This window comes from Thermoanaerobacter mathranii subsp. mathranii str. A3 (genome assembly GCF_000092965.1).
Taxonomy (GTDB): Bacteria; Bacillota; Thermoanaerobacteria; order Thermoanaerobacterales; family Thermoanaerobacteraceae; genus Thermoanaerobacter; species Thermoanaerobacter thermocopriae.
Window position 1 is genome coordinate 1,988,905 of the sequence record NC_014209.1, and the last position, 26,440, is coordinate 2,015,344.

General features: G+C 33.2%; 29 protein-coding genes and 3 pseudogenes. 10 read left to right on the top strand and 22 right to left on the bottom strand.

All coding sequences use genetic code 11. The features are described 5' to 3' along the window. Positions 1–41 precede the first annotated feature (41 nt). Positions 42–95 carry a hypothetical protein gene (locus TMATH_RS12500; RefSeq protein WP_081723125.1) on the bottom strand — a complete coding sequence of 18 codons (54 nt, stop codon included), beginning with the start codon at positions 93–95 and terminating at the stop codon, positions 42–44. Between TMATH_RS12500 and TMATH_RS12360 the strand changes: the two genes are divergently transcribed. Both TMATH_RS12360 and TMATH_RS09920 read left to right on the top strand, forming a co-directional pair. Further along, positions 79–213, top strand: coding sequence for a hypothetical protein (locus tag TMATH_RS12360; protein WP_269479176.1), 135 nt, complete (start codon positions 79–81; stop codon positions 211–213). The genes TMATH_RS12500 and TMATH_RS12360 overlap by 17 nt on opposite strands. Before the next feature lie 3 nt (positions 214–216). Then, positions 217–552, top strand: coding sequence for a glycoside hydrolase family 30 beta sandwich domain-containing protein (locus TMATH_RS09920; RefSeq protein ID WP_269479182.1), 336 nt, complete (start codon positions 217–219; stop codon positions 550–552). A 212-nt stretch (positions 553–764) separates the two neighbouring features. Here TMATH_RS09920 and TMATH_RS09925 read toward each other — a convergent pair whose 3' ends face one another. The 4 genes from TMATH_RS09925 to TMATH_RS09940 form a co-directional block, all read right to left on the bottom strand. Further along, on the bottom strand, positions 765–2,492 hold the full coding sequence (locus tag TMATH_RS09925; protein ID WP_013150836.1) for an ABC transporter ATP-binding protein: 1,728 nt from the start codon (positions 2,490–2,492) through the stop codon (positions 765–767). Positions 2,493–2,692: 200 nt separating this feature from the next. Next, a complete protein-coding gene (locus TMATH_RS09930) occupies positions 2,693–3,430 on the bottom strand; it encodes an ABC transporter permease (RefSeq protein WP_013150837.1) in 738 nt (245 codons plus the stop codon). Then, complete coding sequence (locus TMATH_RS09935; protein WP_013150838.1) at positions 3,427–4,359, bottom strand: ABC transporter ATP-binding protein; 933 nt, start codon at positions 4,357–4,359, stop codon at positions 3,427–3,429. Before TMATH_RS09935 ends, TMATH_RS09930 begins: the two co-directional genes overlap by 4 nt. Positions 4,360–4,376: 17 nt before the next feature. Further along, the gene (locus tag TMATH_RS09940; protein ID WP_013150839.1) at positions 4,377–5,738 is read right to left on the bottom strand and encodes a radical SAM/SPASM domain-containing protein; all 1,362 of its coding nucleotides are present in this window, start codon (positions 5,736–5,738) and stop codon (positions 4,377–4,379) included. Between the two features lie 375 nt (positions 5,739–6,113). On the opposite strand from TMATH_RS09940, the pseudogene TMATH_RS12230 reads away from it, so the two are divergent. Further along, a pseudogene (locus TMATH_RS12230) lies at positions 6,114–7,389 on the top strand (transposase). 244 nt (positions 7,390–7,633) lie between these two features. Here the strand turns inward: TMATH_RS12230 and TMATH_RS12070 are convergent. Further along, positions 7,634–7,780, bottom strand: coding sequence for a hypothetical protein (locus tag TMATH_RS12070; RefSeq protein WP_013150841.1), 147 nt, complete (start codon positions 7,778–7,780; stop codon positions 7,634–7,636). A gap of 100 nt (positions 7,781–7,880) precedes the next feature. On the opposite strand from TMATH_RS12070, the pseudogene TMATH_RS09960 reads away from it, so the two are divergent. Then, positions 7,881–8,315: pseudogene (locus tag TMATH_RS09960) on the top strand (helix-turn-helix domain-containing protein); the annotation flags it as partial. Positions 8,316–8,537: 222 nt separating this feature from the next. Here TMATH_RS09960 and TMATH_RS09965 read toward each other — a convergent pair. Then, on the bottom strand, positions 8,538–9,788 hold the full coding sequence (locus TMATH_RS09965) for an MFS transporter (protein WP_013150843.1): 1,251 nt from the start codon (positions 9,786–9,788) through the stop codon (positions 8,538–8,540). A gap of 5 nt (positions 9,789–9,793) precedes the next feature. Beyond that, positions 9,794–11,155 (bottom strand): radical SAM/SPASM domain-containing protein, encoded by a 1,362-nt coding sequence (locus TMATH_RS09970; RefSeq protein WP_013150844.1) that lies wholly within the window; start codon positions 11,153–11,155, stop codon positions 9,794–9,796. A 534-nt stretch (positions 11,156–11,689) separates the two neighbouring features. On the opposite strand from TMATH_RS09970, the pseudogene TMATH_RS09975 reads away from it, so the two are divergent. Then, positions 11,690–12,339: pseudogene (locus TMATH_RS09975) on the top strand (transposase); the annotation flags it as partial. Between the two features lie 244 nt (positions 12,340–12,583). Here the strand turns inward: TMATH_RS09975 and TMATH_RS12075 are convergent. Then, positions 12,584–12,730, bottom strand: coding sequence for a hypothetical protein (locus TMATH_RS12075; RefSeq protein ID WP_013150841.1), 147 nt, complete (start codon positions 12,728–12,730; stop codon positions 12,584–12,586). A gap of 100 nt (positions 12,731–12,830) precedes the next feature. Between TMATH_RS12075 and TMATH_RS09980 the strand changes: the two genes are divergently transcribed. From TMATH_RS09980 to TMATH_RS12235, 5 genes are all read left to right on the top strand, one after another. After that, the gene (locus TMATH_RS09980) at positions 12,831–13,763 is read left to right on the top strand and encodes a helix-turn-helix domain-containing protein (protein WP_013150847.1); all 933 of its coding nucleotides are present in this window, start codon (positions 12,831–12,833) and stop codon (positions 13,761–13,763) included. Positions 13,764–13,928: 165 nt separating this feature from the next. Then, on the top strand, positions 13,929–14,345 hold the full coding sequence (mntA, locus tag TMATH_RS09985; RefSeq protein WP_013150848.1) for a type VII toxin-antitoxin system MntA family adenylyltransferase antitoxin: 417 nt from the start codon (positions 13,929–13,931) through the stop codon (positions 14,343–14,345). Next, a complete protein-coding gene (gene hepT / locus TMATH_RS09990; protein WP_013150849.1) occupies positions 14,342–14,770 on the top strand; it encodes a type VII toxin-antitoxin system HepT family RNase toxin in 429 nt (142 codons plus the stop codon). The genes mntA and hepT overlap by 4 nt, the downstream gene beginning before the upstream one ends. Before the next feature lie 110 nt (positions 14,771–14,880). Next, positions 14,881–15,048 carry a coenzyme F420-0:L-glutamate ligase gene (locus TMATH_RS11735; protein ID WP_232192562.1) on the top strand — a complete coding sequence of 56 codons (168 nt, stop codon included), beginning with the start codon at positions 14,881–14,883 and terminating at the stop codon, positions 15,046–15,048. Positions 15,049–15,399: 351 nt separating this feature from the next. Then, positions 15,400–15,543 (top strand): hypothetical protein, encoded by a 144-nt coding sequence (locus TMATH_RS12235; RefSeq protein ID WP_232192564.1) that lies wholly within the window; start codon positions 15,400–15,402, stop codon positions 15,541–15,543. Between the two features lie 19 nt (positions 15,544–15,562). Here the strand turns inward: TMATH_RS12235 and sfsA are convergent, their stop codons facing one another. The 13 genes from sfsA to TMATH_RS10060 form a co-directional block, all read right to left on the bottom strand. After that, the gene (gene sfsA, locus TMATH_RS10000; protein ID WP_013150850.1) at positions 15,563–16,255 is read right to left on the bottom strand and encodes a DNA/RNA nuclease SfsA; all 693 of its coding nucleotides are present in this window, start codon (positions 16,253–16,255) and stop codon (positions 15,563–15,565) included. A gap of 10 nt (positions 16,256–16,265) precedes the next feature. After that, a complete protein-coding gene (gene queD / locus TMATH_RS10005; RefSeq protein WP_013150851.1) occupies positions 16,266–16,634 on the bottom strand; it encodes a 6-carboxytetrahydropterin synthase QueD in 369 nt (122 codons plus the stop codon). 3 nt (positions 16,635–16,637) lie between these two features. Beyond that, complete coding sequence (gene folK / locus TMATH_RS10010; protein ID WP_012995969.1) at positions 16,638–17,138, bottom strand: 2-amino-4-hydroxy-6-hydroxymethyldihydropteridine diphosphokinase; 501 nt, start codon at positions 17,136–17,138, stop codon at positions 16,638–16,640. Continuing rightward, complete coding sequence (gene folP / locus TMATH_RS10015) at positions 17,135–17,947, bottom strand: dihydropteroate synthase (RefSeq protein WP_013150852.1); 813 nt, start codon at positions 17,945–17,947, stop codon at positions 17,135–17,137. Before folP ends, folK begins: the two co-directional genes overlap by 4 nt. A gap of 12 nt (positions 17,948–17,959) precedes the next feature. Beyond that, positions 17,960–18,526 carry a GTP cyclohydrolase I FolE gene (folE, locus tag TMATH_RS10020; RefSeq protein ID WP_012995971.1) on the bottom strand — a complete coding sequence of 189 codons (567 nt, stop codon included), beginning with the start codon at positions 18,524–18,526 and terminating at the stop codon, positions 17,960–17,962. 107 nt (positions 18,527–18,633) lie between these two features. Beyond that, positions 18,634–20,133: a lysine--tRNA ligase gene (gene lysS, locus TMATH_RS10025; protein ID WP_013150853.1), complete on the bottom strand. Its 1,500-nt coding sequence runs from the start codon at positions 20,131–20,133 to the stop codon at positions 18,634–18,636. A gap of 19 nt (positions 20,134–20,152) precedes the next feature. Then, the gene (gene greA, locus TMATH_RS10030) at positions 20,153–20,626 is read right to left on the bottom strand and encodes a transcription elongation factor GreA (protein WP_012995973.1); all 474 of its coding nucleotides are present in this window, start codon (positions 20,624–20,626) and stop codon (positions 20,153–20,155) included. A 163-nt stretch (positions 20,627–20,789) separates the two neighbouring features. Then, positions 20,790–21,878 carry an NAD(P)H-binding protein gene (locus TMATH_RS10035; RefSeq protein WP_013150854.1) on the bottom strand — a complete coding sequence of 363 codons (1,089 nt, stop codon included), beginning with the start codon at positions 21,876–21,878 and terminating at the stop codon, positions 20,790–20,792. Positions 21,879–21,891: 13 nt separating this feature from the next. Continuing rightward, a complete protein-coding gene (locus tag TMATH_RS10040) occupies positions 21,892–22,800 on the bottom strand; it encodes a DUF8754 domain-containing protein (RefSeq protein ID WP_012995975.1) in 909 nt (302 codons plus the stop codon). Between the two features lie 4 nt (positions 22,801–22,804). Beyond that, positions 22,805–23,329, bottom strand: coding sequence for a hypothetical protein (locus tag TMATH_RS10045; protein WP_013150855.1), 525 nt, complete (start codon positions 23,327–23,329; stop codon positions 22,805–22,807). Positions 23,330–23,448: 119 nt separating this feature from the next. Beyond that, positions 23,449–23,673, bottom strand: coding sequence for a hypothetical protein (locus tag TMATH_RS10050; protein WP_013150856.1), 225 nt, complete (start codon positions 23,671–23,673; stop codon positions 23,449–23,451). A gap of 4 nt (positions 23,674–23,677) precedes the next feature. Continuing rightward, on the bottom strand, positions 23,678–24,868 hold the full coding sequence (locus tag TMATH_RS10055; RefSeq protein ID WP_013150857.1) for a Ger(x)C family spore germination protein: 1,191 nt from the start codon (positions 24,866–24,868) through the stop codon (positions 23,678–23,680). A gap of 1 nt (position 24,869) precedes the next feature. Beyond that, positions 24,870–26,405, bottom strand: a complete 1,536-nt coding sequence (locus TMATH_RS10060) for a spore germination protein (RefSeq protein WP_013150858.1) — start codon at positions 26,403–26,405, stop codon at positions 24,870–24,872. Positions 26,406–26,440: the final 35 nt, after the last annotated feature.

Here is a 26,440-nt window from a genome sequence, read left to right on the forward strand (position 1 = left end):
AATGTTTTCAAAATTATTATAGCACAAAAACACAAAAATTCCTAAAGGCTGTCCCTGTACTGCGTTGGAGTAAGACCGGTGTACTTTTTAAATATTTGTGAAAAATATTTCTCATCTCCAGGAGTAAACTTAGGTTCCTGGAATCTTGGTGAAAGTTATGCCCATGAAATAATAGGCGATTTTAACAACTACACAATCGGCTTTTTTGGCTGAAATATAGTATTAGATACAATGGGAGGACCTAATCACGTCAAAAACTACTGCGATGCTCCTATCATTGTGGATACAGAGAAAAAAGAAATTTTTTACCAAAGTTCCTACTACTATATAGGGCATTTTCCCAAATTCATAAAGTCCGAGCCAAAAACAATAAGACCTGAAACCAACGATCTAAGGTTAGAAATCCTTTCAGCCAAAACCCCTGATGGGAAAATAATTGTGGTAGTGATGAATAAGACAGAAGAAGACAGTGATATACTCATTAACACAGGAAATACGCTTTATAATGCACCTTCTATTAAGAGGTCTATTGAGACTTTTGTAATTGAGTAGAAAGAATAAGGCAGCAAGTCAAAATCACTCTAATTGGTGCCTTAACTTTCTAATGATTCAATTACTTTCAACACCCTCTGTCTTATTTTCTCATCTTCTGGATATAAATTTTTGAACATTTTCATTTTCACAGCATTTCAATTTTTTATGAGCTGTTCATTTTAAACTATAAATCTTTCTTTTTCATTTCTCTGGTGTTTCACACAAAATTTTTATACAGCTTCTTCTGAAGCCTCCATCTCTTCTTTCTCATCAATCCCATAATTGTACATATAATAGAAATACCCTCTCTTTTCTAATAGTTCATCCAATGTGCCTCTTTCAATGATTTCTCCATCTCTCATTACAAATATTTCATCATACTTTTTCAGTATCTCTGGGGTCAATTTATGGGTTACAGCAAGTACTGTCGCATCTAAATTTATAAGCGTCCTCTCTATATCGCTCGCCGTAACTTTGTCTAAAGCCGCCGTAGCTTCGTCTATCAGCAGTATTTCCGCTTTCTTGATTAGTGCTCTTGCAATTGCTATCCTCTGTCTCTCTCCTCCTGATAGCTCTACTTCCCCTTCCCCTATTTCTGTGTCAAGTCCTTTAGGGAGTTTTTCAACAACTTGGATCAAACCGGATTGTCTCAAGGCCTCGTTTATCTCCTCTTCACTACATTCACTATACAGACAAATGTTATTCTTTAATGTGTCGCTAAACATAAAGACATTCTGCTGTATAATACTAACTTTCCTGTAATAGGAAGCAGGGTCAAATTCTCTTATATCTATTCCATCAATGAGCACTTGCCCATCATAATCTGTAATGTGATTTAATAGCACTCTAAGTAGCGTGGTCTTTCCACATCCACTTTCTCCAACTAATGTATACTTTTTGCCTTTATCAAGCTTTATGTTTATGTTTGACAAAGCATTCCTCTTCCCATCGTAGGAAAAGGTTAGGTTCTTGATTTCTATGGAATTTCTAAATTCAAAAGGTTTATCTCCCTGTGAAACTTTCTCCTTGCTTACATCTATTATTTCTTTTTGGATTTTATCTGCTATTTTTTCAACAGATTTTATCTTTGTTATATATACAGATGTATAAACTAAAGGATTTACTATGTAGTTCATAAGTTGTACAGCGGCAATCATAGAACCTACTGTAATATAACCTCTTAAAACCAAATATGTGGCTACTAGAATATTTACAAAAAACATTGCAAATCCTGACACGATAGACAAAGCCCCTTGAAATCCTTGAAATGCATCGGATTTATACCCTGCCATTTCTGCCTCTTTGTTATCTTTTGATGCCATATTGAGGATTTTATTCTCAATGTTAAAAGCTTTTATTACTTCAAATCCCTGAGCCATCTCTTTTATCCTGGTGGTAAACCTTTCAAGCTTTTTAAGGTACTGCCCTTTTAGCTCCTGATTTATTTTTGTGAAAAGCTGAGGCACAATCACTGGAACCCAGCCAAAAATGAAAATGACTATAGTGAGATAAACGTTTATTCGAAGTATTAGATATAAAGACACGATAAATAGTAAAACGTCTTCCATAATGTTAATGAGGCTTGTTAAGTAATTGCTCTCTATCATTCTCACATCATTGCTAAGTAAAGATATCAATTCTGAGCTTGTAATTTTTCTTCTTCTAGAGTTTATGAAGCTTTCTATAATGGATTGTTTGTAGTCTATCAGCACTTTCTTGTTAAAAGCTGCCGAAGCTGCCTTTGACAAGGTTTCAGCTGTAAATACTGCTATTAAAAACCCTACTGAATACCATATTAAAGCAGAAATACTGTAATTTAAATTTCCAACTGATGTGTCAACAATTATTTTAAAAAGTATCGCCTGTAAGGCTTTAAGGGCTGATACAAAAATTATAAGTATAGCGTTTACCAGAATTAAAAACTTATACTTTAAGATGTATTTCTTTATCGTCTCCATTTACTCGACCTCCATAGAATGAGATTGTTCCGTCAAATGGGAATGCATCCTGATTTCTGTCTTCCACTTTTTATTTTTTAAGAAAATTCCCTACAAATTTTATTCTATATACCAAAAATTTTTATTATTTCTAAAACTGTAAGAGTATTTTTAGATTCTAATGGAAAACACAATGTTTTGCATCACGCAAAATTAAAAAATTAATAAAATCTTTCAAGAATATATATGCGTTTAAATGTCTTTAAAACATAAATACTCAAAACAGTGATGAGAACTGTAAGATATATAAATGACCAGGTCATATTAGCTATAGGAAGAAAACCTAAAGCAAATCTTACTAAACTTAAGCAATGGGTCACAGGATTTATAAGCAATACTGAAGTATATACAGGAGGTAAATTCTCCGCCGAATAATATACCGGTGCAAAAAGTAGAAAAACCCACGAAAGCAGAGGGATTATACCTTGCGCGATAAATATATTTTTGATTAGAAGTCCTAAGAAAGTTCCGATGAGTAAGATAGAGAAAATGGAGATTAAAAGAGCTAGAATTAAGAATAATGCGTTAACAGTAGTAGAAAAAGCGACAGAAATACATATTGAAACTAGTATGCTGGGAAGTGTAAGTATTATATAGCTTAAAGCAAGTGAAGTAGCAAGTTCAAAGGTACTAACAGACAAAGTAGAATACAATTCAAGCACTTGAGGCTCCATTAGATTACATATCCTGATTGCGTATAATCCTAGGAAAGACCCAATGAGAGTTGCCACCATATAACCAGAAATTAAATAAGTTACCGCCTCCTTATGGATACCTCCAAACAATAATAATACAAAAACATAAGATAATGGCAAAACCAAAAGGCTTGTTAATACTTGCCATTTATACAATCTTAAGCTTTTAAACTCCATTTGGATTCCAGTAATGATTCTGTTCATTTTTTCTCTCCTTCCTCTAATAGTTTTACAACAGTTTTCTCAAATGAAGGAGCCTCCAACTCTAGATATTTAAACCCTGCTAATTCATTTACTTCTTTTATAAAGTTAATTCCTTTATTAAGTTCATCAAAAATAACATTAAAAACATTATATTCTTTCTTAAAGCCCAGAGATTTTTCATATTCAAATACTTTTTCTACTTTTTCTTCGTCGAAAGGAATAAATGTTATCTCTACCGGCATCTTCATTAAAGTTGAAATTTCTTCTGGTGAACCTTCTGCTATAATTTTTCCTCTTACTATTATGTACACTTTGTCACAAAGAGATTTTACTTCATTCATGTCGTGACTTGCAATCAAAACAGCCTTATTTTTCATACTTCTCAATTGAGATAGCCTTTCCCAAATTCGAGTCTTTGAAATCACATCAACCATAGCTGTCGGTTCATCAAGAATAAGAAGAGGTGTATCCCTCGCAATAGCAATATTTAGTAGCAAAAGCCTCATCATACCAGAAGAAAGCATATATCCCGCATGATTTTTAAAATTTTCAAGTTCCGAACCTTTTAAAACTTCTTCTACTTTTTGGGAAAGAAGTTCGTTTTTTAAGCCCTTAAATTTAAGTGCAAATTCGATAGTTTCTTTTACTGTAAGGGAAGGAAAATACAGAATATTTTGAGGACAATAGTTAATATTTTCTCTAACAATATGGGGGCTTTTAGATATTTCTTCTTCAAAAACTTTAATTTCCCCATTAGTAGGGCGCAGTAACCCAAGTACTTGCCTTATTAGAGTGGTTTTCCCTGCACCATTAGGCCCAATAATTCCGACAATCTCTCCTTCTCTAACTGAAATATTAAGATTGTCGTTTGCTTTGACTCCATTAGGATATATTTTTGTTAAATTTTCAATTTTTAAAATTTCTGTCATATTTTAAATATCCCCCTTTATACTATCTCATTCTTTAAATCTTGTCGTTGCTTCAAACGATCAATTATTTTCTCTGTGTCTAGAGAACTAGCAAGGACTTCCATGGTAACTCTTGAAAAGAGTTGTTTTTTGCAAATTTTTTTAGTATAATCCCCTACATTAACATAGGATTCAAAAGCACAGCCTCCCCCACATAAAGGCACATATGGACACTCAATACATTCCCTCCATCTATCCATTGTAATGAATTCCACATATTTGCTATTAAATTTTTTATCTCTAACATTTCCTATTGAAAATTCTTTTTTACCAACAAAACCACCACACTTATATATATCTCCCACAGTATCAATCACAAACTGTGACTCTGAAAGAAGAAGACATGGTCCGGTATCTACAAATCTTCGCGTAATGGAAAATCCGTCTCTTTTTGCTGAGGGAAGTGCTTTCTTAATTAAAAATTCGCTAAAGGCTTTGTCTGTTAAAACATTAGCATCACACTGTAAAGATGGATAACAAGATTTCATTCTGGGAGAAAAATCAATATAAACTCTATTGTTTAAACGCTCATCTTTAAGGTACTTTAGCAAATTATCTATGTCTTCCATATTTGCACTATCTACATTAATTCTTACAGCTACTTTAGTAAATTCCAAAAATTTCTTTAAGTTCTTTATAATATCTGAAAAACTTCCCTCCCCATTTTTATATGGTCTTCTTTTATCATGAATGTACTTGCTTCCATCAATTGTTATCTGAATAAATTTGAGGTTATTTTTCGTTAGTGTTTTTAATTCATCATCAGAAAGTTCAATAGTCCCGTTCGTAATAATGCTAAAGGAAAAAATTAAATTTTTCTTAAGGGCTTCATTATAAAAATAATCGCAAATTTGAAATATCGGATCTTTATTAAGTAAAGGTTCGCCGCCATAAAATACTAGTTCTAGGATGTGGTAGAATTTTTCATCTATCTTCCTTTGAATCCAATTAATTATATTTTTCGTTGTATCATTAGTCATATTTTCCCTTCTGAATCCTTGGATTTCTGTTTCTATACAATATTCGCATTTCAAATTACAATCATAAGTGGTCAGTATCATGGCCCCAAATGCTGGATTGCTGAACTTGCCTTTTTCGATAAAGTATTTTATATAATTAGACTCATTATCAGAAGAAGAGACTAATATCCCTTGATTAAAAAGTTCTTCAATAATGTTTTTAGGACATTTTTCAAAATCTTTATTGCTAATTCTCTCAAAAATTTCTGTTTCTAAAATAATAACACTTCTAGTCAAAGTACTATAAAGCAAATAGTAGCCTTTTATTGGAAAATCTTCTTTTATTAGTACATATTGAGATAATTTAGGTTCTTTGAACATCTTCTTTCCTCCTTTCTTATGGACCAGTAATTGGCTTGGTCATAGATGACCAAGCCAATTACTGGTGTTGAGATTTTTAATTCATTAGAATATTATGCGAACTGGTGAAACAAAGCACCCGCAAACAAAATTTGGTTCCCCACCTACAGGTATATGATATTTGGCTTCCTCAATAATTAACATCTTTTCACCTCCTATCTCTTTAAGTTATAGACTTGTGCAAAATTCAAAAGCCTTCATTTAAGTCATTCTACAGACATACTTTTTTCCTATCACTCTTGAATTTTTTATCTTTTATGTAGGATTTCCCCTCTCATTTGTCGAATTATTATATATACCGCATGAAAATATTTTTTAAGGAGGGGGAAATCCTACATGTACCAGCTTCAATTACTTTTAAATATACCTGAACTCTTTACTTCTCTGTCTAAAATTGATTTCTATTCTTCTATGTTTAAAAATCTAGACTTGTCTTCAATACCTGAATTCCCTTCCTCTAGTCCTGGCCGTAAGGGTTATTCTCATCATGCAATGTTTAGAGCTTTTATTGTTATTAAGCTTTAAGATTCGGTACAATTTCTGACCTTTTAGATTATCTCCGCAATAATCTTATCATTGCTCATCTTTGTGGCTTTAACATCCTTAAACCTCTTCCTTCTTATTGGACTTTCCGCCGTTTTATTAATGAGTTCTCTCATGATTATTTGACCTCTATCTTTCAAAATCAAGTCAATATCCTCAAAAATATGGACATTATCTCTGGTGAGTTTATTTCCATGGACTCTACCCCTATTAAAGCTAACACTAAGTTAAATAACCCTAAGTCTTTTTCTAAAAATAAATTCTCTAAAGATAATCAGCCTAAGTCTGATAAGGATTGTAAATTATTGGGTTTATTCTGCTTCTAATGATTCTTCTAATAAACGTTATAAGTTTTATTGGGGCTATAAAAATCATATTATTGTTGATGCTATCTCTGGATTACCTATCGCTGAAACTACTACTCCCGCTGATGTCCCCGATTTTGAAGTTGCTTTGTCTTTACCTGCTGATACTAATAATTGGTTTAAACTGACTGGTACTAATTTATCGCTGATAAAGGTTATGACGTTAAGAAACTCTATAATTATGTTAGAAATACTCTCCACAGTCATTGCTTTATTCCTCTTAACAAGCGTAATTCTAAAAATCCCCCTCTGACTGATGATGGTTATATGGTCTGTGAAGCGGGTATTAAAATGCTTAAAGATGGCAAGCAGTATTTTGATGGTTTTATTAAGCAAAAATTTGTTTGCAAGTTCTGTAATTCTAAAGATGATTCTGCCTGCCCTATAAATCATCCTAAATATTTTAATGGCAAAAAGCATAGAGGCTGTACTAAGTATGCTATTATATCTTCTGATTATAGGTCCTCTATTAATAGAGATTCCCTATATTTCAAGGCTGTCTATAAATTGAGGATTGAATCAGAAAGATATAATTCCCGCTTTAAAGCTCTGGATTTTGAAAAGGCTTATGTCAGAAATATTAATTCTGTCAGCAACCTTAATACTTTTGGCCATATTACTTTGCTTACTGTGCTATTGTAGCTATTAAACTGGGTAAATTTGATGAGTTTAGATCTCTCGTTGTTTTGATGCAATCGGCCTAATTTTTGCTGAATCTAGTTCATGTCATTTTTTAACATTTGACTTCTACAGGATATTTATGCCCTTTTTTAGCCTTCTTTTTGTCTTTTCTTTTCTCTTACCACTTCCTTTATGTTTGATTGCAATCACCCCCTTAAACAAATTTCTATGCTGAGCACATATTAAAACTTTTTATATTTGTATTTACATCAAAGTTCTAAAATGCGCCTTCAGCCTGCTTGAAATCTATCTTGGCTTTGCATCTTTTTACTTATCTGCAACCAAAGAATGCCAATCTATTATATCCTTTTCTCCCATTGGTCCTATACTTTCGACATTTCCTATCACACTAAAACACCATGAATGCAGTAAAAGAGTAACTATGAAAAAAATAACTAACAACTTTCTCCTCAAGCCCCTTCCTGCTCCCTTTACTTTTCCTTTTCTTACCTATATAATATATGGTAAATTAAACAATTTCAACCCGAATTGATTCTGGGTGGTGTGTAAAAAAATGGATGGATTCTATTATGATTTAGAGGCTTTTGGAAATGAATTAAGAGAAATTCGTAAATCTTTAAGGCTCACTCAAAAAGATGTAGCAGATCAAACTCTTATAAGCACAGATACTTTAAGGAGAATTGAAAATGGAAAGGTTATGCCTAAACATGAAACTCTTGATTTGATGTCTGTCATCTTTAAAAGAGACTTAAATGAGCTCCTACTTAAGTACAGACTTAAAGATTATTCTTCTTTTTATAAAATAAAAACTTCTATTGAAGATAAGCTTGAAGGTGGAGAATTTGAAGATTTGAAAAAGGATGTTGAAGAGCTTAAAGAAATAATTAATGAAGGGAAAACGAGCCTTTATTACATTCGATTATTGAAGCAACTTCTCTTGTTAGTGGAGTCTGTTATTGAAAAAACTGTCAATAATGATTACAGACAAAGGGAACAGTTCTTTATGTCTGCCTTTTGAATCTTAGATTTCAGACAAAAGGAACCGTCACTAGTCTCTATATTTACTGCCTACTAAATCAATTTTTGTATATCCCTTTTTGTGGTTATAAATGTTATAATTACAAAACTTTCAATACTTTTGTTTCTGCCAATAATGGAATGATATTTTCTAATAGGCAATAAAATAAAGAAAATCGTCTCCGGTGTTTGATTAACGACAATGTGTTATTTTTTCTGCTTGGACTAAGTTATGAAAATAGATACTAATCTTTTTTATAGGTATAAACGTAACCAATAAAAGGGCGGAAGCTACAAAAAAAGTAAGTTTTGGACTGCTTGAATAAAGAATACTTCCAACTACCGGCCCTAAAATAAACATCATATTCCACACAGCCATCATTCCACTGTAAATAGTCGCTCTAAACCTATTCTTTGAAATCTTTGCCATCATCACATCGTATCCAATTGAATGAAACACTCCTAACCCCGAAGATATTATCATAGCCAAAACTGCAACAAACGGCAAATGTGTAAGTGCAAAAACTAATAAGAAAGCTCCCGAAAGAACATTTCCTAAAATAAGGCCATTTAAAAATCCATAGTCATATCTATCTACAACTATTCCTGCTACTGGTGTAAGCAATAACTGGATTAGTCCTAGCAAACTAAATATCACCCCTATTTTAGCGCTATCAAGTCCAAAATTTTCTGTTAGATAAGGGGAATAGTAATTCCCACATATTGCAAGTGATAAACCATTGAGTATTATCAAAGCAACGATAGATAGAATACATAATGAACCCAACATTTTGACAGCGTTTATTGTACCTTTTAAATGTTCAATTAAAGATATGTTCTCTCCCATTGACTTTAATTGTAAAGTTTCTTTAAGCTGAAGCCTTAGCAATATTGAAATAGCAGAAAACACTGTCATGGCAATCAATGCTTCAACAGGTTTTGTTCTAAAAAGAATTCCTATAAATGAGGAACCTAAAATGCGACCCATGAGCCCTCCAAAAGGAACTAATGAAAGAGCTTTCCCTGCATCTTCCTTTGAAATTGATTCAGTTATCAAAGCCAGAGTAGAACCTGAAGAGATTCCGCTTAAACCATATATGAAAATTGTGGCAATCATCCCAATTATAATGAAGTTCAAACTCCCCTGCCAAAAAGCAATAAAAAGTAATAAACTTCCAATAGTATAAAAAAATGAAGATATAACTAACATTATCTTTCTTCCAAATCTATCACTGAATTGCCCTCCTAATAAGGCAATAACTGTATCGCCCAAATTAGCAATTGAAAAGGAAAGCCCTACAAGAAATGGCCTTGCTTTTTCCATCAAAAGCAAAGGTAAAAGCCATCTCATAGGTCCATCCATTAACCCTATAGCCATGTTAGATAAAAACATAATAGCAATGTTTCTTTTGCATAGTAGAGAAAAATAAGAAATTTTTCTCATATTCTTTACCTCTCAACCCATACTAATGGTTTACTTGTCTTTATTTTCTCTTCAAACGATTCACTTACCAGTTTATAAGCTATTTCAATACCATGTTCTGAAATCTTTTCAAAAAGGTAGTTTATAATCTCAAAATTAAATTTACAATAAGGAGATTTTCCCAGCAATGTTCTTGATAATCCATATACTGCAGCAGGACAATTAGCCCCACATATAAGTTTGTATGGACAATTATCACAAGTATCTATCTTATTAACATTCCGAAGTCTTAACTTTTTACATGCCTCTGAATTTATGATAGTTTCAATAGAATCTTCAAATATATTCCCACATTTAAACTCTTCAAATTGTACAAACTCAGAGCAAGGATATACATCTCCATTCCAAGTAATTACATAAGAGAGTCGTCCAGCTCCGCAAGGACTCATATGGCAGTACATACCTCGCATATTAGAAGTAAAAATTGCCAAAATCAATGATTCTATATTATCTACCACTAATCGCCTTCCTTTAGGTTGGTAGGTATTTAGTCTTATTACTACATCAATAAATTTTTTATAATTGTCTATTAATTCTTTTATTGATGGCACAAAAGCAGTACTTTCAGATACAGACGGTGATATAGGATTAAATAAAGCAGAACGTACCCCCCAGTCATATAATGCCTCAGCCATTGTATCTATTATATTAACATTGTTCTTAGTTATTGTTACTATAACCCCTTGCCACTCGTAATCATCAAACATTTCTATTGTTTTTCGCACATGAGCAAACGTCCCAGTACCGTTTTGATAATAACGTAACTTGTCATTTATTTCCGGTAAAGGAGCATCCAGTGATAAACTTACATGGACATTATGCTTTTTAATGAATGCAGCATCTTCTTCAGTTAGTAATGTACCGTTTGTTTGAATACCAAATTCTATCTCTTTATAGTATTTCTCTATTATAGGAAAGAAAATTTCTTTTGCAAGTAAGGGTTCTCCCCCATGGAATATAATTCTTTTTATTCCTCCCCTTTCATTAATCCATTTCGAAAGTTTGTCTATAATTTCTTCTAGTTGATTATACGACATTTTCTGGTAATTCCTCCTATAAGATTCGGGGATGTAGCAATATGGACAATTCATGTTACATCCGTATGTAAGATGAAGCTCTATCATATCAATGGCTACACAATTACTCATTGACGTTATTTCTCTTTTTAGCATACTTTTTAATGAATCAGTATATATTGTATCCCACTGATTTTTGGCCTGTTCTATATTAGAAGTCTCTGATAAAATCCAAAAAACAGTTTCTGGATCAATTAATATTGACCATCCATTATTTAACGTAATAATATCAGGAACACGTTTTACTATCATTAAGTTTCGCCTCCCTAATTTCATTACCTTTTGTTGAGGGCTTGCATAGGGAAAAATCCTAAATAATTTCCCTTGCAAGCCCTTTGCAAGTTAAAATGTTTCTTGTTAATTTTTTATTTATCAATAATAGTGTGACCATGACCATGTCCTGTCATCGCTACTGGTCTTCCTGGATCTTGTTTTTCCTTACTTGTGACTTGTAATTTAATGGAAATCATTATTTATCCCTCCTTTCTCTTAAATTTATAGACTTGTGCAAAATTCAAAAGCCTTCACTTAAGCCATTCTACAGACATACTTTTTTCCTATCACTTTTGAATTTTTTATCTTCTATATAGGATTTCCCCTACCATTTGTCGAATTATTATATATATCGCATGAAAATATTTTTTAAGAAGGAGGAAATCCTACATGTACCAAGTTCAATTACTTTTAAATATACCTGAACTCTTTACTTCCCAGTCTAAAATTGATTTCTATTCTTCTATGTTTGAAAATCTTGACCTGTATTCAATATCTGAATTCCCTTCCTCTAGTCCTGCTGATGTCCCCGATTTTGAAGTCGCTTTGTCTTTACCTGAAAAGACTAATAAGTGGTTTAACCTTAAGTATGTTAATTTTATTGCCGATAAAGGCTATGATGTTAAGAAACTCTATAATTATGTTAGAAATACTCTCCACGGTCATTGCTTTATTCCTCTTAACAAGCGTAATTCTAAAAATCCCCCTCTGACTGATGATGGTTATATGGTCTGTGAAGCGGGTATTAAAATGCTTAAAGATGGCAAGCAGTATTTTGATGGTTTTATTAAGCAAAAATTTGTTTGCAAGTTCTGTAATTCTAAAGATGATTCTGCCTGCCCTATAAAGCATCCTAAATATTTTAATGGCAAAAAGCATAGAGGCTGTACTAAGTATGCTATTATATCTTCTGATTATAGGTCCTCTATTAATAGAGATTCCCTATATTTCAAGGCTGTCTATAAATTGAGGATTGAATCAGAAAGATATAATTCCCGCTTTAAAGCTCTGGATTTTGAAAAGGCTTATGTCAGAAATATTAATTCTGTCAGCAACCTTAATACTTTTGGCCATATTACTTTGCTTACTGTGCTATTGTAGCTATTAAACTGGGTAAATTTGATGAGTTTAGATCTCTCGTTGTTTTGATGCAATCGGCCTAATTTTTGCTGAATCTAGTTCATGTCATTTTTTAACATTTGACTTCTACAGGATATTTATGCCCTTTTTTAGCCTTCTTTTTGTCTTTTCTTTTCTCTTACCACTTCCTTTATGTTTGATTGCAATCACCCCCTTAAACAAATTTCTATGCTGAGCACATATTAAAACTTTTTATATTTGTATTTACATCAAAGTTCTAAAATGCGCCTTCAGCCTGCTTGAAATCTATCTTGGCTTTGCATCTTTTTACTTATCTGCAACCAAAGAATGCCAATCTATTATATCCTTTTCTCCCATTGGTCCTATACTTTCGACATTTCCTATCACACTAAAACACCATGAATGCAGTAAAAGAGTAACTATGAAAAAAATAACTAACAACTTTCTCCTCAAGCCCCTTCCTGCTCCCTTTACTTTTCCTTTTCTTACCTATATAATATATGGTAAATTAAACAATTTCAACCCGAATTGATTCTGGGTGGTGTGTAAAAAAATGGATGGATTCTATTATGATTTAGAGGCTTTTGGAAATGAATTAAGAGAAATTCGTAAATCTTTAAGGCTCACTCAAAAAGATGTAGCAGATCAAACTCTTGTAAGCACAGATACTTTAAGGAGAATTGAAAATGGAAAGGTTATGCCTAAACATGAAACTCTTGATTTGATGTCTGTCATCTTTAAAAGAGACTTAAATGAGCTCCTACTTAAGTACAGACTTAAAGATTATTCTTCTTTTTATAAAATAAAAACTTCTATTGAAGATAAGCTTGAAGGTGGAGAATTTGAAGATTTGAAAAAGGATGTTGAAGAGCTTAAAGAAATAATTAATGAAGGGAAAACGAGCCTTTATTACATTCGATTATTGAAGCAACTTCTCTTGTTAGTGGAGTCTGTTATTGAAAAAACTGTCAATAATGATTATGAAAAGGCTTTAGAAAAATTGATTAAAGCCATGAAAGTCACTATACCAGATTTTTCTCTTTCTAACTATACCCGCTTTGTGTACAGCAGTATGGAAGTTAGAATCTTGATGAATATAGCTCTTATAGTAAGAGAAAAAGAATCCTATGAGAAAAGGATAGAAATGCTTCTTTTTTGCTTAGAAGCACTGGAGACAGAAAATGTAGAAGAAAGGGTTAGGGTATATTACAATCTCTCCTATACGTATCACCTGGCTTCCATATATGATAAGGCGCTTTACTACGCAGAAGAAGGTATTAAAACTTGTGCAGAAAACAAGACTTTAAATGGCTTGGCACTTTTATACTTTAGAAAAGGAATTGCCGAATTTAAGCTTAATAGAGAAAATTACATGGACTCTCTTTTAAAGGCTTTATATCTTTTAGAAATATGTGGTCATGAAAAATTAAAGAAAATGGTGATAGAAAGTTGCAGGAAAATTTATAATATAGAGCTGACCACATAATAGCAAATCTTAGCAAAAAACGTTCAGTGATGATTTTCTCATGTATAATAGGAACAGGCAAGGTTGTATGTCCTATGCTGACTACTAGCTCTGTTTGGTTCATCTTAGTGTGATATAATAAATAAAGATTAAAAATATTTATTAATAAGGTGAGGGTTAATAACAATGAGAGATTTGAGTAGTATTAGTAAAGAATTAGAAAAATTGAAATCATATTTGTCTGATAACCCCAATATAATTGCTTTCTACCTTTTTGGATCTTATGGCACAGAATATCAAAACCAAAACAGTGATATTGATTTTGCAGTTTTATACAACAAAAATGTCCTATTGGAGGAAGAACTTACATTAGAAGTTAAAATAAGTGAAATATTCAAAAGAGATGACATTGATGTAATAAACTTAAATAAAGCTCCTTTAAACCTTCAACACCACGTCATTTATACTGGAGAATTATTATATTGCAGTAATTATGTAAAATTATCAGATTTTAAAGAAAAAGTTTTTAAATACTATGGAGATTATGGCATTACCCTCAAATTCTTTTATGATGATTATTTGGAAGGACTGGTTAAAAAATGACTATCGATAAAGATAAGATAATAAAAAAAATAAATGTCATCAAGAAAGCTTTAACAAATTTAAGCGAACTTGCCAAACTTACAGATAATGAATTTTCATCAGATTTTAAATATTATGACTCTGCAAAATACAATTTACAAATTGCAATAGAAGCAATGATCGACATTGGTAATCACATTATATCAAGACTAAATTATGAACCCCCAAAAACATATGCTGATACATTCGAAATTCTCACTAAACACAATATATTACCTTATGACTCGGCCAATACATATAAACTTATGGCAAAATTTCGCAATAGAATTGTTCATTTTTACGACGATATAAGTAATCTGGAAGTATATAACATCATACAAAATAATCTGCGTGACTTTGAAAATTTTTTGAAGTATATTTCTATTTTCTTGAAAAATTTTGAGTAACTCTTACCCTTTTATATTTTATTCCCTGCTGTCAGACACCACTGAAAGTATAGCTTTTGTAATTTTTTATAACCACAATAGGCGTTTGTTGTTCTGAGTTACCTGAAGGGTTGTCCAAAAAAAGCTTTTCTACGTATGTAGTTTTAGGCCCCAAAGACCCGGACAAAGTTTGCGACATGATAAAAGAAAAAACAGGAGTGGATGCTGTAATAATTAATGCAAATGATTTACATAAAGCTGACTGCGTTGGCGCTTCAAAAGGAGTAGATAAGAAGTAGACATAGAAGTATTAAAAGGAAGAAAAATAACAATAAATCCTGGTTTTAGTAAAAAAACTAAAAACCCTACAGGACTCTTAATGCACATTCCAATGATGGGCAAAAAAGTTAAATTTTCTGCTGAGTAAAGCAAAATAACCTGGGAAAAAGACCCTCAAGAGAAAAATTTAAAAGATTTGGATTGTAAAATTCTAATCAGCCTTTACACTGAAGTGTCTTCTAAAAAAGAAAGTGGATTTAAGGTGTACTGCGAGGAACAAAAAGAAACTTCTCTAAAGCTTGCTAAACATATAAACAAAGCAATGGAAGAAAAATTGTAACTTCCAAGCTTGGGAATTTTTCAAAAAAGATTTGAGTACAAAAGAAAGTATCATTCCTGTGGGTATTGTGCCAGCAATGGAAGATGTGGGGATAGACGATGCTCATTTGAGGGATGTAGATTACATAGAAAAAGTAGCTCAGGCCGTGTTTAATGGCTTAATAAGATTTTATTAAAAGCAGGTAAAAAACAGGGTTACAGCACTACCTGTACCCTGTTTTTTAGATTGATAAAATTTTCTCCCACATCGCAAGTATAGGCATAAACTTCTACGCCTTTCATAACAGCTTCTCTTAAAAATTGTCCAAATTGAAGGTCCTGTTCGTCATTTGGAGTAAAGTATTTGATGTCATCCATTTGAATTAAAAAAACAACTGCCGCCCTCATTCCTTCTTCTTTGACTTTTATGAGCTCCTTTAAATGCTTTCTACCTCTTTCTGTGGGGGCATCAGGAAATTTTGCAATACCTTCTACTTCCAAAGTTACTCCTTTGACTTCAACATAACATATCTCTTTTCCTTTTGTAAGTTTTATATCAAATTTACTGTTGCCAAAAGTTTTCTCTTTTTCTACAATGTCATAACCTTTAAATTCATCGATAAGTCCCATTTTTATGCTTTCTAAAACTACTTTATTAGGCACTTGTGAATCAATAGATATAAGTCTTTTCCCCTTATAAGCAAAAGCCAACTCGTAGGGCGTTTTTCTGCCTTGCCTATCTCTTACTTCAAGGATAACCTCTGCTCCCGGAACAAATATCTCTTTACACCTTCCCGTATTAGGCACATGTACTAAAGTCTTTTCCCCGCTATTTAACTCTACATAAGCTTCAAATCTATTGATTCTCTTTATGAATTTCCCGTAAACAATTGGATTTGTAATCACCATTTTAAAAACCTCATACTAAATCTTTTTCAGTAATTTCTGCAAAACTTGTAGGGGTTTCCCATAATCTCAATTTATAAAGATGATAGTTATCTCCTTTAAACACAGGCTCCAATTCTTTCCATATCCACAAAAGAATATTTTCACAAGTAGTGTTAAATCCTAAAACTTCATTTAAATACTTATGGTCAAGCTTTTTTACAACTTTCTCATTTACTATTTCTTTAAGCTTTACAAAATCTATTACCATTCCTTCTCCGTCAGGCTTCCCCTCAACTGTAACTTCCAGCTTATAGGTATGACCGTGAAGCTCCTCACACTTCCCATTGTAATTTAGAAGATTGTGGGCACTGTCAAAAGTAAAAATTTTTGTCACTTTCATTTTTTACACCCCATTGTACCAATTCTCTTTATAAAGCTTAACTCCTTCTTTATCAGGACACTTCTCAATTAAATCCTTGATATACACATCCCCTCTTTTTATAAAAGGGTTTATATCTGAAAGAGGAATCAAGACAAAAGCTCTCTCCCACATTCTCGGATGAGGAATAGTGAGCACTTCATCCTTCAATTCAATATCATCGTACAACAGTATGTCAATATCAATAGTCCTTGGACCCCACCTTATGAGTCTTTCTCTTTTTAACTTTTTTTCAATTTCATTTACAACTTTTAGTAAGTTATAAGGCTTAATGTTTGTCTCGACTTTAACTGCAATATTTAAAAACATATCCTGGTTTAAATATCCTACAGGTTTTGTTTCATAAATAGGAGAAAGCTTCTTTAAAATTATACCTTCCCAGTGTTCTAACTCAAAAACGGCTCTTTTTAAATTTTCTTCCCTATCTCCTAAATTAGAACCTAAAGATAAATATACTTTACTCATCTTCTCACCATCGCATCGGTCATTTTAGCAACTCTTACCATCTGCTTTACATCGTGAACGCGTACAATATCAACCCCTTTTACAATCCCAACAGCAACTGTTGCAGCAGTCCCTTCCAATCTATCCTCTACATCTAAGTTTAAAACTTTTCCAATCATTGATTTTCTTGAAGTGCCTAGAAGTACAGGAACTCCTAAAACTTTTAATTCTTCCAATCGATTCATGACCTCAAGATTATGATCTAAAGTTTTTCCAAAACCTATCCCTGGGTCTACTACCATTTGAGTTTTATCAATTCCTGCTTTTTCCCCTATTTCTATGCTTTTTTGTAAAAATTTTATTATATCCTTAACAACATCTCTATACTCCGCTACATTGCTGTTATGCATCATTATTACGCCTGCATGGTATTTTGCAACTACTTCCGCCATTTGGGGGTCCCTTTGAAGCCCCCATACATCATTTACTATGTGAGCACCTGCTTCTAAAGCTCGAAGCGCCACATTCGATTTCATAGTATCCACAGATATAATAACATTTGAAATTTTTGAAAGCTTTTCAATGATGGGTATAACTCTTCTCATTTCTTCTTCTTCATCCACTGGAGTATATCCCGGCCTTGTAGACTCTCCACCTACATCTATTATGTCAGCTCCTTCTTCTATCATTTGAAGAGCTCTTTCTATGCCTTTTTCGAAAGTATTATATTTTCCCCCATCTGAAAAAGAATCAGGAGTCATATTTAATATTCCCATTATGTAAGTTCTTTTTCCAATCTCCAAGCTTTTATCCCTACACCTAAATAGCATAGTTTACCTCCCTTATTTTTTAGAATTGATTAAAGACATGACTTCTGCTCGAGACTTTTGATCTGTTCTGAATATTCCTCTCAAAGCAGAAGTAACAGTCTTGGACCCTGGTTTTTTGACACCTCTCATTGTCATGCACAGATGCTCCGCCTCAATGACAACAGCAACACCTAAAGGATTCACAGCCTCCATTATGGTATCTGCAATTTCACTTGTCAACCTCTCTTGAAGCTGTGGCCTTTTTGCTAAAATATCTACTATTCGAGCTAATTTGGAAAGGCCTAAAATTCTACCCTTTCTAGGCAAATACGCTACATGGGCAACTCCTATAAAAGGCAAGAGATGGTGTTCGCACATAGAATAAAGGGGAATATCTTTTACAAGTATTATTTCTTGATGTTCATCCTCTTGAAAAATCTTTATAACATCTTTTACATTCGTATGAAGCCCAGCAAAAATTTCCTCATACATCCTTGCAACCCTATCAGGAGTCTCAAGGAGCCCCTCCCTATCCGGGTTTTCACCTATGGCTTCAAGTATGTCTCTTACCGCTTTTTTAATCTTTTCTTTATCTATCATATACGATACCCCTTTGTCTAGAAAATTGACAACTATATTATATTATTTTTATCTCCAAAAAGCCAGTCCTTACAAAAAAGTTAAAAAGCAGTCTTTCGACTGCTTTTTTAGTCATTTTTAGGCTTCATTGTAGGGAATAATATTACATCTCTTATAGAATAAGCATCTGTCATAAACATCACAAGTCTATCCACACCTATTCCCAATCCTCCAGTCGGTGGCATACCAACCTCAAGAGCATTTATAAAGTCCTCATCCATCATATGGGCTTCTTCGTCACCGGCTTCCCTCTGCTTTAATTGTTCTAAAAATCTCTCTTTTTGGTCTATAGGGTCATTTAATTCAGAAAAAGCATTAGCCACTTCTCTTCCGTAAATAAAAGCTTCAAATCGAGAAGTAAACTCTGGATTGTCGTGTTTTCTCTTAGCTAAAGGAGAAATCTCTACAGGATAATCCATGACAAAAGTTGGCTGTATCAAATGCTGTTCTACTAGCTCATCAAAAACAAGTGCTATTACTTCTCCCTTTTTCATTCCTTCTTTTGCCTCAAGGTTTAATTTCTTCGCTATCTCTATTGCCTCTTCATCTGTCTTCACTTCATTAAAGTCTACCCCGACATATTCTTTTATGGCATCCACCATAGTAATTCTTTTCCAAGGAGGTGTCAAATCTATTTCTGTTCCTTGATAAACTATTTTCGTAGTACCGTTAACCTTTTGTGCCACATAGGCAAATAATTGTTCTGTAAGTTCCATCATACCGTAATAATCCGTATAAGCTTCATAAAGCTCTAAAAGAGTAAATTCCGGATTATGCCTTACATCCATTCCTTCATTTCTAAAAACTCTGCCCATCTCATATACTTTTTCAAGGCCACCCACAATAAGCCTCTTTAAGTGAAGCTCTAAAGCAATTCGCAAGTACATATCAATATCTAAAGCATTGTGATGAGTAATAAAAGGTCGTGCTGCAGCCCCACCCGCAATAGTATGAAGAATAGGAGTCTCCACCTCTAAAAATCCTCTATCGTCAAGAAACTCTCTTATCGCCTTTATTATTTTTGTCCTCTTTAAAAATACCTCTTTTACTTCGGGATTTATTATTAAATCCGTATATCTCTGTCTATAACGCAAATCAGGGTCTTTTAAACCGTGCCATTTCTCTGGAAGTATTTGAAGAGATTTAGACAAAAGTTTAAAATCTGTCACACGAATAGTTATTTCTCCAGTTTTAGATTTAAATACCTCGCCTGTAAAACCTATTATATCTCCAATGTCTAAGATTTTAAAAATTTCATAATTCTTTTCTCCCACTGTATCATACTTGACATAAATCTGGATTCTTCCCTCTCTGTCTTGAATGTCTGCAAAAGAAGCCTTGCCATGGGTCCTTTTAGACATAATTCGCCCTGCAAGAGTTACTACTTTGCCTTCAAAATTCTCATAATCGTTTTTAATATCAGAAGATACATTTGTCCTTTCATATTTATCGATACCATAAGGTTCTATTCCCATACTTTTTAGAATATTTAATTTTTCTCTTCTTATTCGCAAAAGTTCATTGAGCTCTTCAGTGTTGTTCCAAATGTTTTCATTTGAATTAGACATATTATACCTCCATCACCCTTTATTTGCGTATTTCTAATATTTTTAAGTTGATGATTCCGGCAGGAACTTCAACAGAGACAACATCTCCTACTTTTTTGCCTAATAAGGCCTTTCCTATGGGGGATTCGTCAGATATTTTGTTGTTCATTGGATCTGCTTCTGCTGAACCTACAATTGTATACTCCACTTCTTCATTATAGGATTCATCATACACTTTTACGGTACATCCAATGCTAACCTGGTCAAGCTTTATGTCTTCTTCGTCGATAACCTTTGCATTTTTAAGCATGGCTTCTAACGTTGCTATTCTTCCTTCTATAAACGCTTGTTCATTTTTTGCTTCGTCATATTCTGAGTTTTCACTTAAATCTCCAAATGCCCTCGCTTGTTTTATCTTTTCTGCTACTTCAGCTCTTTTGACTGTCTTTAAATATTCTAATTCTTCCTCTAACTTTTTGAGTCCTTCATAAGTTAAAATTACAGGCTTGCTCATAGACGATTCTCCTTTTTATAAAATATTGAAAATTGTATTTTATTCATATGTGGCAATAATAAAATTTATGTTAATATTAATACACAAGCACTGCAAAGCAGTGCTTGTGTAATTTTCCATGAGGATTATTATAAATCAGTTAACAAATAAAGTCAAGTCTAAATTATGCAAAATTCCATTCTTGTAATCTCTTTTTAGCGTTTTTTTTCACAGATTCTATCTTTTCCATTGTAACCTCTCGCTCAAAACTTCTAAATCCCGCTAATTTAAACCCATGCTTTTTGGCAAGTTTTGATATCTCATCCACTTGTTCTACAGTCAAATCACGTCCCAAAGAATAATTCTCAATTCGTCCTTCCATAGCAAGAATCATCGTCTCTGCCATACATGCATAACTTGTTTTAGGTGGAAAACCAAAGTTAAAGTGGAAGTCTACATCACCAGGCACCTCTACTACTCCCCCTTCTATAACTAAAACATCATCTCTTTTATCCGCAACCTCCTTTGATACATCTCTAGGCCTTGCAACATCGCAAACAACAGCCCCAGGTTTTAGATATTCAGGCTTTATCACCGTATCTACCGCACTTGTAACAGTGATTATTATATCTGCGTCTTCTAAGGCTTCTTTAACATCTGAAGTGATATGAGCAGACAGGCCCGTTTTTGTTAATAGATAGTCTCTAAAATTTTGCAATTTTTCTTTATTTCGTGCTACAAGTGTCATGTACTTTGCATCTTTAGATAAAATCTCTGCACAGACTTTGCCTATTGAGCCTGTCGCTCCTATTACAACGACATGAGAATCTCTTACATCTTTACCCATCATCTCTGCTGCTTTTACCGCTCCTTCTATTGCTGTAGCGACTGTATAACTGTTACCGGTAGTTACAGCAATGTTTGAATTTTTAGCAATTGTTATCCCTGCATCTCCTACAACAGAGGTCATAGCTCCCAAGCCTACAATTTCAGCTCCTAAATCTTCTGCAATTTTTACCGCTTTTATTATTTTATTTAAAACATAATTCTCAGGCAATTTTAACATTTGTTCAGAGGTCAAAGGAACCGCTACAAACCAACCTTCTGTCTCAGCATATTTGCTTTTAACCCCTGTTATTTCGGAAACTTTCATAGGTGGAAGAAGTCTTGTAAAACCTTCCACAACTCTTCTAGGAAACTTCTCCATTATTTTAAACTTGCGGCTTACATCTTCGTACTCTATAGGATGTATTATAAAACCAAATTTATGCATATTTATTACCTCCCTATTTTTGTAAATATTCTATTCTTGGTTCAAAACCTATTTTATCCAAAAGTTGGTCGTAATCTTGTGGTGTCATTTCTTCTTGTTTTTTACCAGCTATTGCCACAAGAACTCCTTCCATCACATTTGTTCCAAAAGACCTACCATTTATGTTGGGGGTAGTAGTAATTAATAGTTCCACCCCCCTCTCTCTCATCATTTCCACATCTTCCTGTGTAACTGTGTTAGTCACAATTATCTTCCTATCTAGTCTTTCAGGCATGTACTTTTTAATAAACAAGTAATCCCCCGCAATTATATCTGCTTCTTTGTAAAATTTTTCGTATTTTTTGCTATCTATGGTGAGTTGTTTTTCTCCAGTAGGGTATATCATTTCAAACGGAAGTCTTGCCACAATTGGAACAATAACTAGAGAAAGGGCATATAAAAACCTTAAAGAATGGAGAGGAATAGGAATACCTAGAGCAAAAATCAGATCTCCTATAATAAGTTTTGCCCCCAATTCAGAAAAAGTTTGAGCCATTCCAAATCTATCCATAGCACTTACAATAAGCACTTTTTTATCTTTCAAATCGACTATACCTTTTTCTTGTATGTATTTTATTACTTTTCTTTCAAGAGTATTTTTAAGCCCTGAGCCGTCTACAATCGGAGTAATTCTTGCGGCCTTCTTTAAAGGCAAAGCATCTTTTATTACATACCTTTTTTTACCTGCTGAAAGGTATAAATCTATCCCTCCCATTCCAAAAGCGTCAACTTTCCCGTCTAGCTCTTTAATAAGTTCAATAGCTTTTTTTAAATCCCCATCAGTCCCTATTCTTTCTATAACGAATTTTTCTCCTAAAATCTCTGCTTCTGCCGTTTTATTTCTTGTAGAAGAACCTATACTTATGCTTACCACCTTTTTCATATTTTCACCCTTTCAAAGAACTTAAGACTTCTTTCACTATTTGTGGGTCAACATATACATCTTCTGTCAAAGGAGAATGTCCAATATTTATAGTTATGATATCTCTGTCAAATATAGCCTCTACCAACTGGCTCCTTTTGTCTGAACCTAAAAAAATTATCACGTCGTGAGATTGAATTTTAGCAATTAAATCCATTACCATGTTAAAAAGCTCCACACCACTCATATTTTCAGCCAAGTTCAATCTCTCTTTTTCAGACAAAAGAAGTGTAAAATTAATTCCCCACTCTCTAAAAAGCATCTCCAACTCTTCTTTATTCTTTATAGGAAAACCTACTACAGCAATACTTCCTCCTTTTCTAACCTCACCTAAACTTTCTAGTCTAGAAACAAAACTTCTGTCAACTTTGAAACGTGAAGCAACCTCTTGCTGTGAAAACCCATTTTGTCTCATTTCAATCATTTTATCTATTATGCCGTGCAATTTCTCTAAATTTATAGTCTTATCACCAATTTTAATGAATTTCATTTATTTACAACCCCCCAGTGTGCACATTTTGTGCTCACATTAATTACAATTTTAATACTTTTTTAAAAAAATTTCAATACCAAAAAGAAAAATAATCCAGATAAAATACTTTTCTGGATTTATTGTCCCCAAAATTTTTCAATTGGTTTTAATAAAGACTGAATTATTTTATTAGTAGGGGTAATTTGTATATTTAAAAGGTAGAGCAAATTTAATATGTAGCCGACAATCAAAAAGGCAAAAAACACAATAACTTCTTTAATCTTTTTTTGTCTTACAAGACCTGGTACTTCAACCAATGATATAATCACAAAAATCAATGTTAGAACAAGTATTTTAATCATAAAATCACCTCGGATATATAGGTTTAGAAGTTAAACCTGTCCTTCTTACAATTGATTTCACTGTCACATTAAACTTCACCTCAGGATAAACTTTATCCCAGTCTTTTTCAACTTCTTTCCATAGTTTAGGATTCCTTTGGTGCAAAATATTGATAAATCCTACTACATCCGCATTATACTTCTTTTGAAGTACAAAAAGCGCGTGTTCTATCTCTTGTTTTATTTTTCCATTTATTAAAAGTTGAAGCTTTTCAAGATTTTTAGGCTCTGTCAAATCATATTTGCTCTCTTGCTCATTCATATGGGTTTCTATATTAACTTTTATATCAAAAGAAATATCTTTGCCTTTTTTCACTTTAGGAATAATATCAGTATGGGCTTTAGTAACTACAAAAGAAATATGTGCTTTTTCTCTTTTTAATCCTTTGTCTAAAGTCAATGTACTTCTTTTCAATTTATTCTTTAATATCATTACAGCTTTTGTATCTTGCTCCTCTAAAAATCCCACTAACTTGTCTTTATTAAAGACTGCAGACCCTACCATCTTCAGTCCTGTCGCTTTGCCATCTTTCTTTACTATTTCCAGTCGCCCTGCTATAGGCGCTTTTTTTGGAATTTCCAACGTCTCAATAAACTCATTTAGATCACATACATACGAAGAAGAAGTATTTTGTTGGTTTTGTATCATTCCCAACACTTCTCTATAAGGATATCTTTCAAGCTGCTCACTACTTGGCAAATCAAAGAGTTCTTGTAAGTTTCCTCCAGTTACAACTAATATATAAGCTGTCCTCCTAAACTCAGGATTTCTTGTCATAAAATCTAAAGTTTTGTATATCCCTGAACGTGCAAAGTTTTCATCTAAAAATATTATTTCGTTATATTGCAGAAAAAGAAACCTTGGCAATTTATTATTCAAGTTAGCAAAAGCCTTTGCAAAATCTACACCACTGGCTTGAAAAACAGCATAGGGCTTACCAATAGCACTACCTCCTCCCAAGCCCCCTCCACCTCCACCACCTCCTGCTGCCATAAGACCCGGTTTTAAAATTTGCACAATGAGATGTATCATGTCATCTTTCCCTTTTTCAATACCTAAACCTTGTACAAAAGCTAATTGATTTATTTCTCTTTTATCCCAACATCCTGCAAGTAAAATGGCAACCACCAAAATTAATATTACAAATCTCTTCATCTTATCCTCTTTTATCCTCCTGCCTCACAATATTTTTCCTTTGGATAGTTTTGGGCCTTAATATCTTTGCCCACCAAGGTATTCTCATTAATACATCGCTTAATTCTTGTGTCCTACTTGGAGTCAAAGGTGAAAGGTATGGTACTCCAAAAGACTCCAATGAGGCCATGTGGACGAGTATCATCATCACCACCATTATTATCCCAAAAAAGCCTAAAGTTCCTGCTGCAATCATTATGATAAATCTCAAAAGTCTAAAAGTTATCGCAACGTTATAAGCAGGAATTGAAAAGGAAGCTATTCCTGTCATTGCAACTACAATCACCATTGCAGGAGACACGAGTCCTGCTTGAACAGCTGCTTGCCCAACTACCAAACCGCCTACTATACTTACTGCTTGTCCCACTTGCATAGGAAGTCTTATACCCGCCTCCCTTAAAATTTCAAAGGTTATTTCCATGAATAATGCCTCCAAAAGTGCTGGAAAAGGCACTCCTTCCCTTTGAGCAGCAATAGAAATAGCCAGTTGCGTCGGTATCATTTCTTGATGAAAAGTAGTTTCTGCAATGTATATAGAGGGAAATAAAAGAGCAATAACCATTGCAGCAATTCTCAAAATTCTAAGAGCTGATGACAAGAAATACCTCTCATAATAATCTTCGGCAGCCTGAAAAAATTGTACAAATACTGCAGGAACAGTAAGTGCAAAAGGCGAACCATCAACTAATATTGCCACTTTCCCTTCTAAAATTTCTGCAGTCACCTTGTCTGGCTTTTCAGAATGAGCTATTTGTGGAAAAGGAGAAAAAGGATTATCTTCTATAAATTCTTCTAAATAGCCGCTATCAATAACCCCATCAATTTGAACTTTTTTAAGTCGTTTTTTAACTTCTTGTACCACTGTATCATCAGCAATGCTTTTTACATAGGCAATAGATACATCTGTTTTAGAATACTTTCCAATTTTTATGTTTTCAATTACAAAATCAGGGTGTTTTATTCTCCTTCTTAGCATAGAAGTATTTATTCTTAAAGTCTCCACAAAAGACTCTTTAGGACCTCTTACATAGGATTCTGTAGTAGACTCAGCTATATTTCTCCCTTCCCATCCTTTTGTAGAGATAATTAAGGCTTTTTCCACTCCATCAATTAAAAGTATTGTCTCTCCAGAAAGTAAGTCGTCTATTATATCTCCAATTTTATCTTTTACATTTACTTCTGAAATTGTTATAAAACATTCATTTATATAATTAAAGAGTTGGTCATTAGTATATATGATTTTATTCAACTTTCTTGTCTCTATCATTATTGGCTCTAAAATATCTCGAGTAATTAACAACTTATCTACCATTCCATCTACATACAATAAAAAAGCTTTAACTTTTTTATCTCCTATGCTAATTTGCCTAAAAACTATGTCATTATTCCCTTTTAAAAGCACTTGAAATATATATATATTTTCTTCTAATTCTTTGCTAAGAGTCATATATTGATAATTTTCTTTTACATACTGCGGATCAGGCAACTTATGGGGCATTTTAAACACCTCCAGATATTATTATTTCAAGTTTT

What these genes read in the sequence shown, in the direction of transcription:
- TMATH_RS09925 (WP_013150836.1), bottom strand. Translation starts at nt 2,492, where the DNA reads ATGGAGACGATAAAGAAATACATCTTAAAGTATAAGTTTTTAATTCTG.
- TMATH_RS09930 (WP_013150837.1), bottom strand. Translation starts at nt 3,430, where the DNA reads ATGAACAGAATCATTACTGGAATCCAAATGGAGTTTAAAAGCTTAAGA.
- TMATH_RS09935 (WP_013150838.1), bottom strand. Translation starts at nt 4,359, where the DNA reads ATGACAGAAATTTTAAAAATTGAAAATTTAACAAAAATATATCCTAAT.
- TMATH_RS09940 (WP_013150839.1), bottom strand. Translation starts at nt 5,738, where the DNA reads ATGTTCAAAGAACCTAAATTATCTCAATATGTACTAATAAAAGAAGAT.
- TMATH_RS09965 (WP_013150843.1), bottom strand. Translation starts at nt 9,788, where the DNA reads ATGAGAAAAATTTCTTATTTTTCTCTACTATGCAAAAGAAACATTGCT.
- TMATH_RS09970 (WP_013150844.1), bottom strand. Translation starts at nt 11,155, where the DNA reads ATGATAGTAAAACGTGTTCCTGATATTATTACGTTAAATAATGGATGG.
- TMATH_RS09980 (WP_013150847.1), top strand. Translation starts at nt 12,831, where the DNA reads ATGGATGGATTCTATTATGATTTAGAGGCTTTTGGAAATGAATTAAGA.
- mntA (WP_013150848.1), top strand. Translation starts at nt 13,929, where the DNA reads ATGAGAGATTTGAGTAGTATTAGTAAAGAATTAGAAAAATTGAAATCA.
- hepT (WP_013150849.1), top strand. Translation starts at nt 14,342, where the DNA reads ATGACTATCGATAAAGATAAGATAATAAAAAAAATAAATGTCATCAAG.
- sfsA (WP_013150850.1), bottom strand. Translation starts at nt 16,255, where the DNA reads ATGGTGATTACAAATCCAATTGTTTACGGGAAATTCATAAAGAGAATC.
- queD (WP_013150851.1), bottom strand. Translation starts at nt 16,634, where the DNA reads ATGAAAGTGACAAAAATTTTTACTTTTGACAGTGCCCACAATCTTCTA.
- folK (WP_012995969.1), bottom strand. Translation starts at nt 17,138, where the DNA reads ATGAGTAAAGTATATTTATCTTTAGGTTCTAATTTAGGAGATAGGGAA.
- folP (WP_013150852.1), bottom strand. Translation starts at nt 17,947, where the DNA reads ATGCTATTTAGGTGTAGGGATAAAAGCTTGGAGATTGGAAAAAGAACT.
- folE (WP_012995971.1), bottom strand. Translation starts at nt 18,526, where the DNA reads ATGATAGATAAAGAAAAGATTAAAAAAGCGGTAAGAGACATACTTGAA.
- lysS (WP_013150853.1), bottom strand. Translation starts at nt 20,133, where the DNA reads ATGTCTAATTCAAATGAAAACATTTGGAACAACACTGAAGAGCTCAAT.
- greA (WP_012995973.1), bottom strand. Translation starts at nt 20,626, where the DNA reads ATGAGCAAGCCTGTAATTTTAACTTATGAAGGACTCAAAAAGTTAGAG.
- TMATH_RS10035 (WP_013150854.1), bottom strand. Translation starts at nt 21,878, where the DNA reads ATGCATAAATTTGGTTTTATAATACATCCTATAGAGTACGAAGATGTA.
- TMATH_RS10040 (WP_012995975.1), bottom strand. Translation starts at nt 22,800, where the DNA reads ATGAAAAAGGTGGTAAGCATAAGTATAGGTTCTTCTACAAGAAATAAA.
- TMATH_RS10045 (WP_013150855.1), bottom strand. Translation starts at nt 23,329, where the DNA reads ATGAAATTCATTAAAATTGGTGATAAGACTATAAATTTAGAGAAATTG.
- TMATH_RS10050 (WP_013150856.1), bottom strand. Translation starts at nt 23,673, where the DNA reads ATGATTAAAATACTTGTTCTAACATTGATTTTTGTGATTATATCATTG.
- TMATH_RS10055 (WP_013150857.1), bottom strand. Translation starts at nt 24,868, where the DNA reads ATGAAGAGATTTGTAATATTAATTTTGGTGGTTGCCATTTTACTTGCA.
- TMATH_RS10060 (WP_013150858.1), bottom strand. Translation starts at nt 26,405, where the DNA reads ATGCCCCATAAGTTGCCTGATCCGCAGTATGTAAAAGAAAATTATCAA.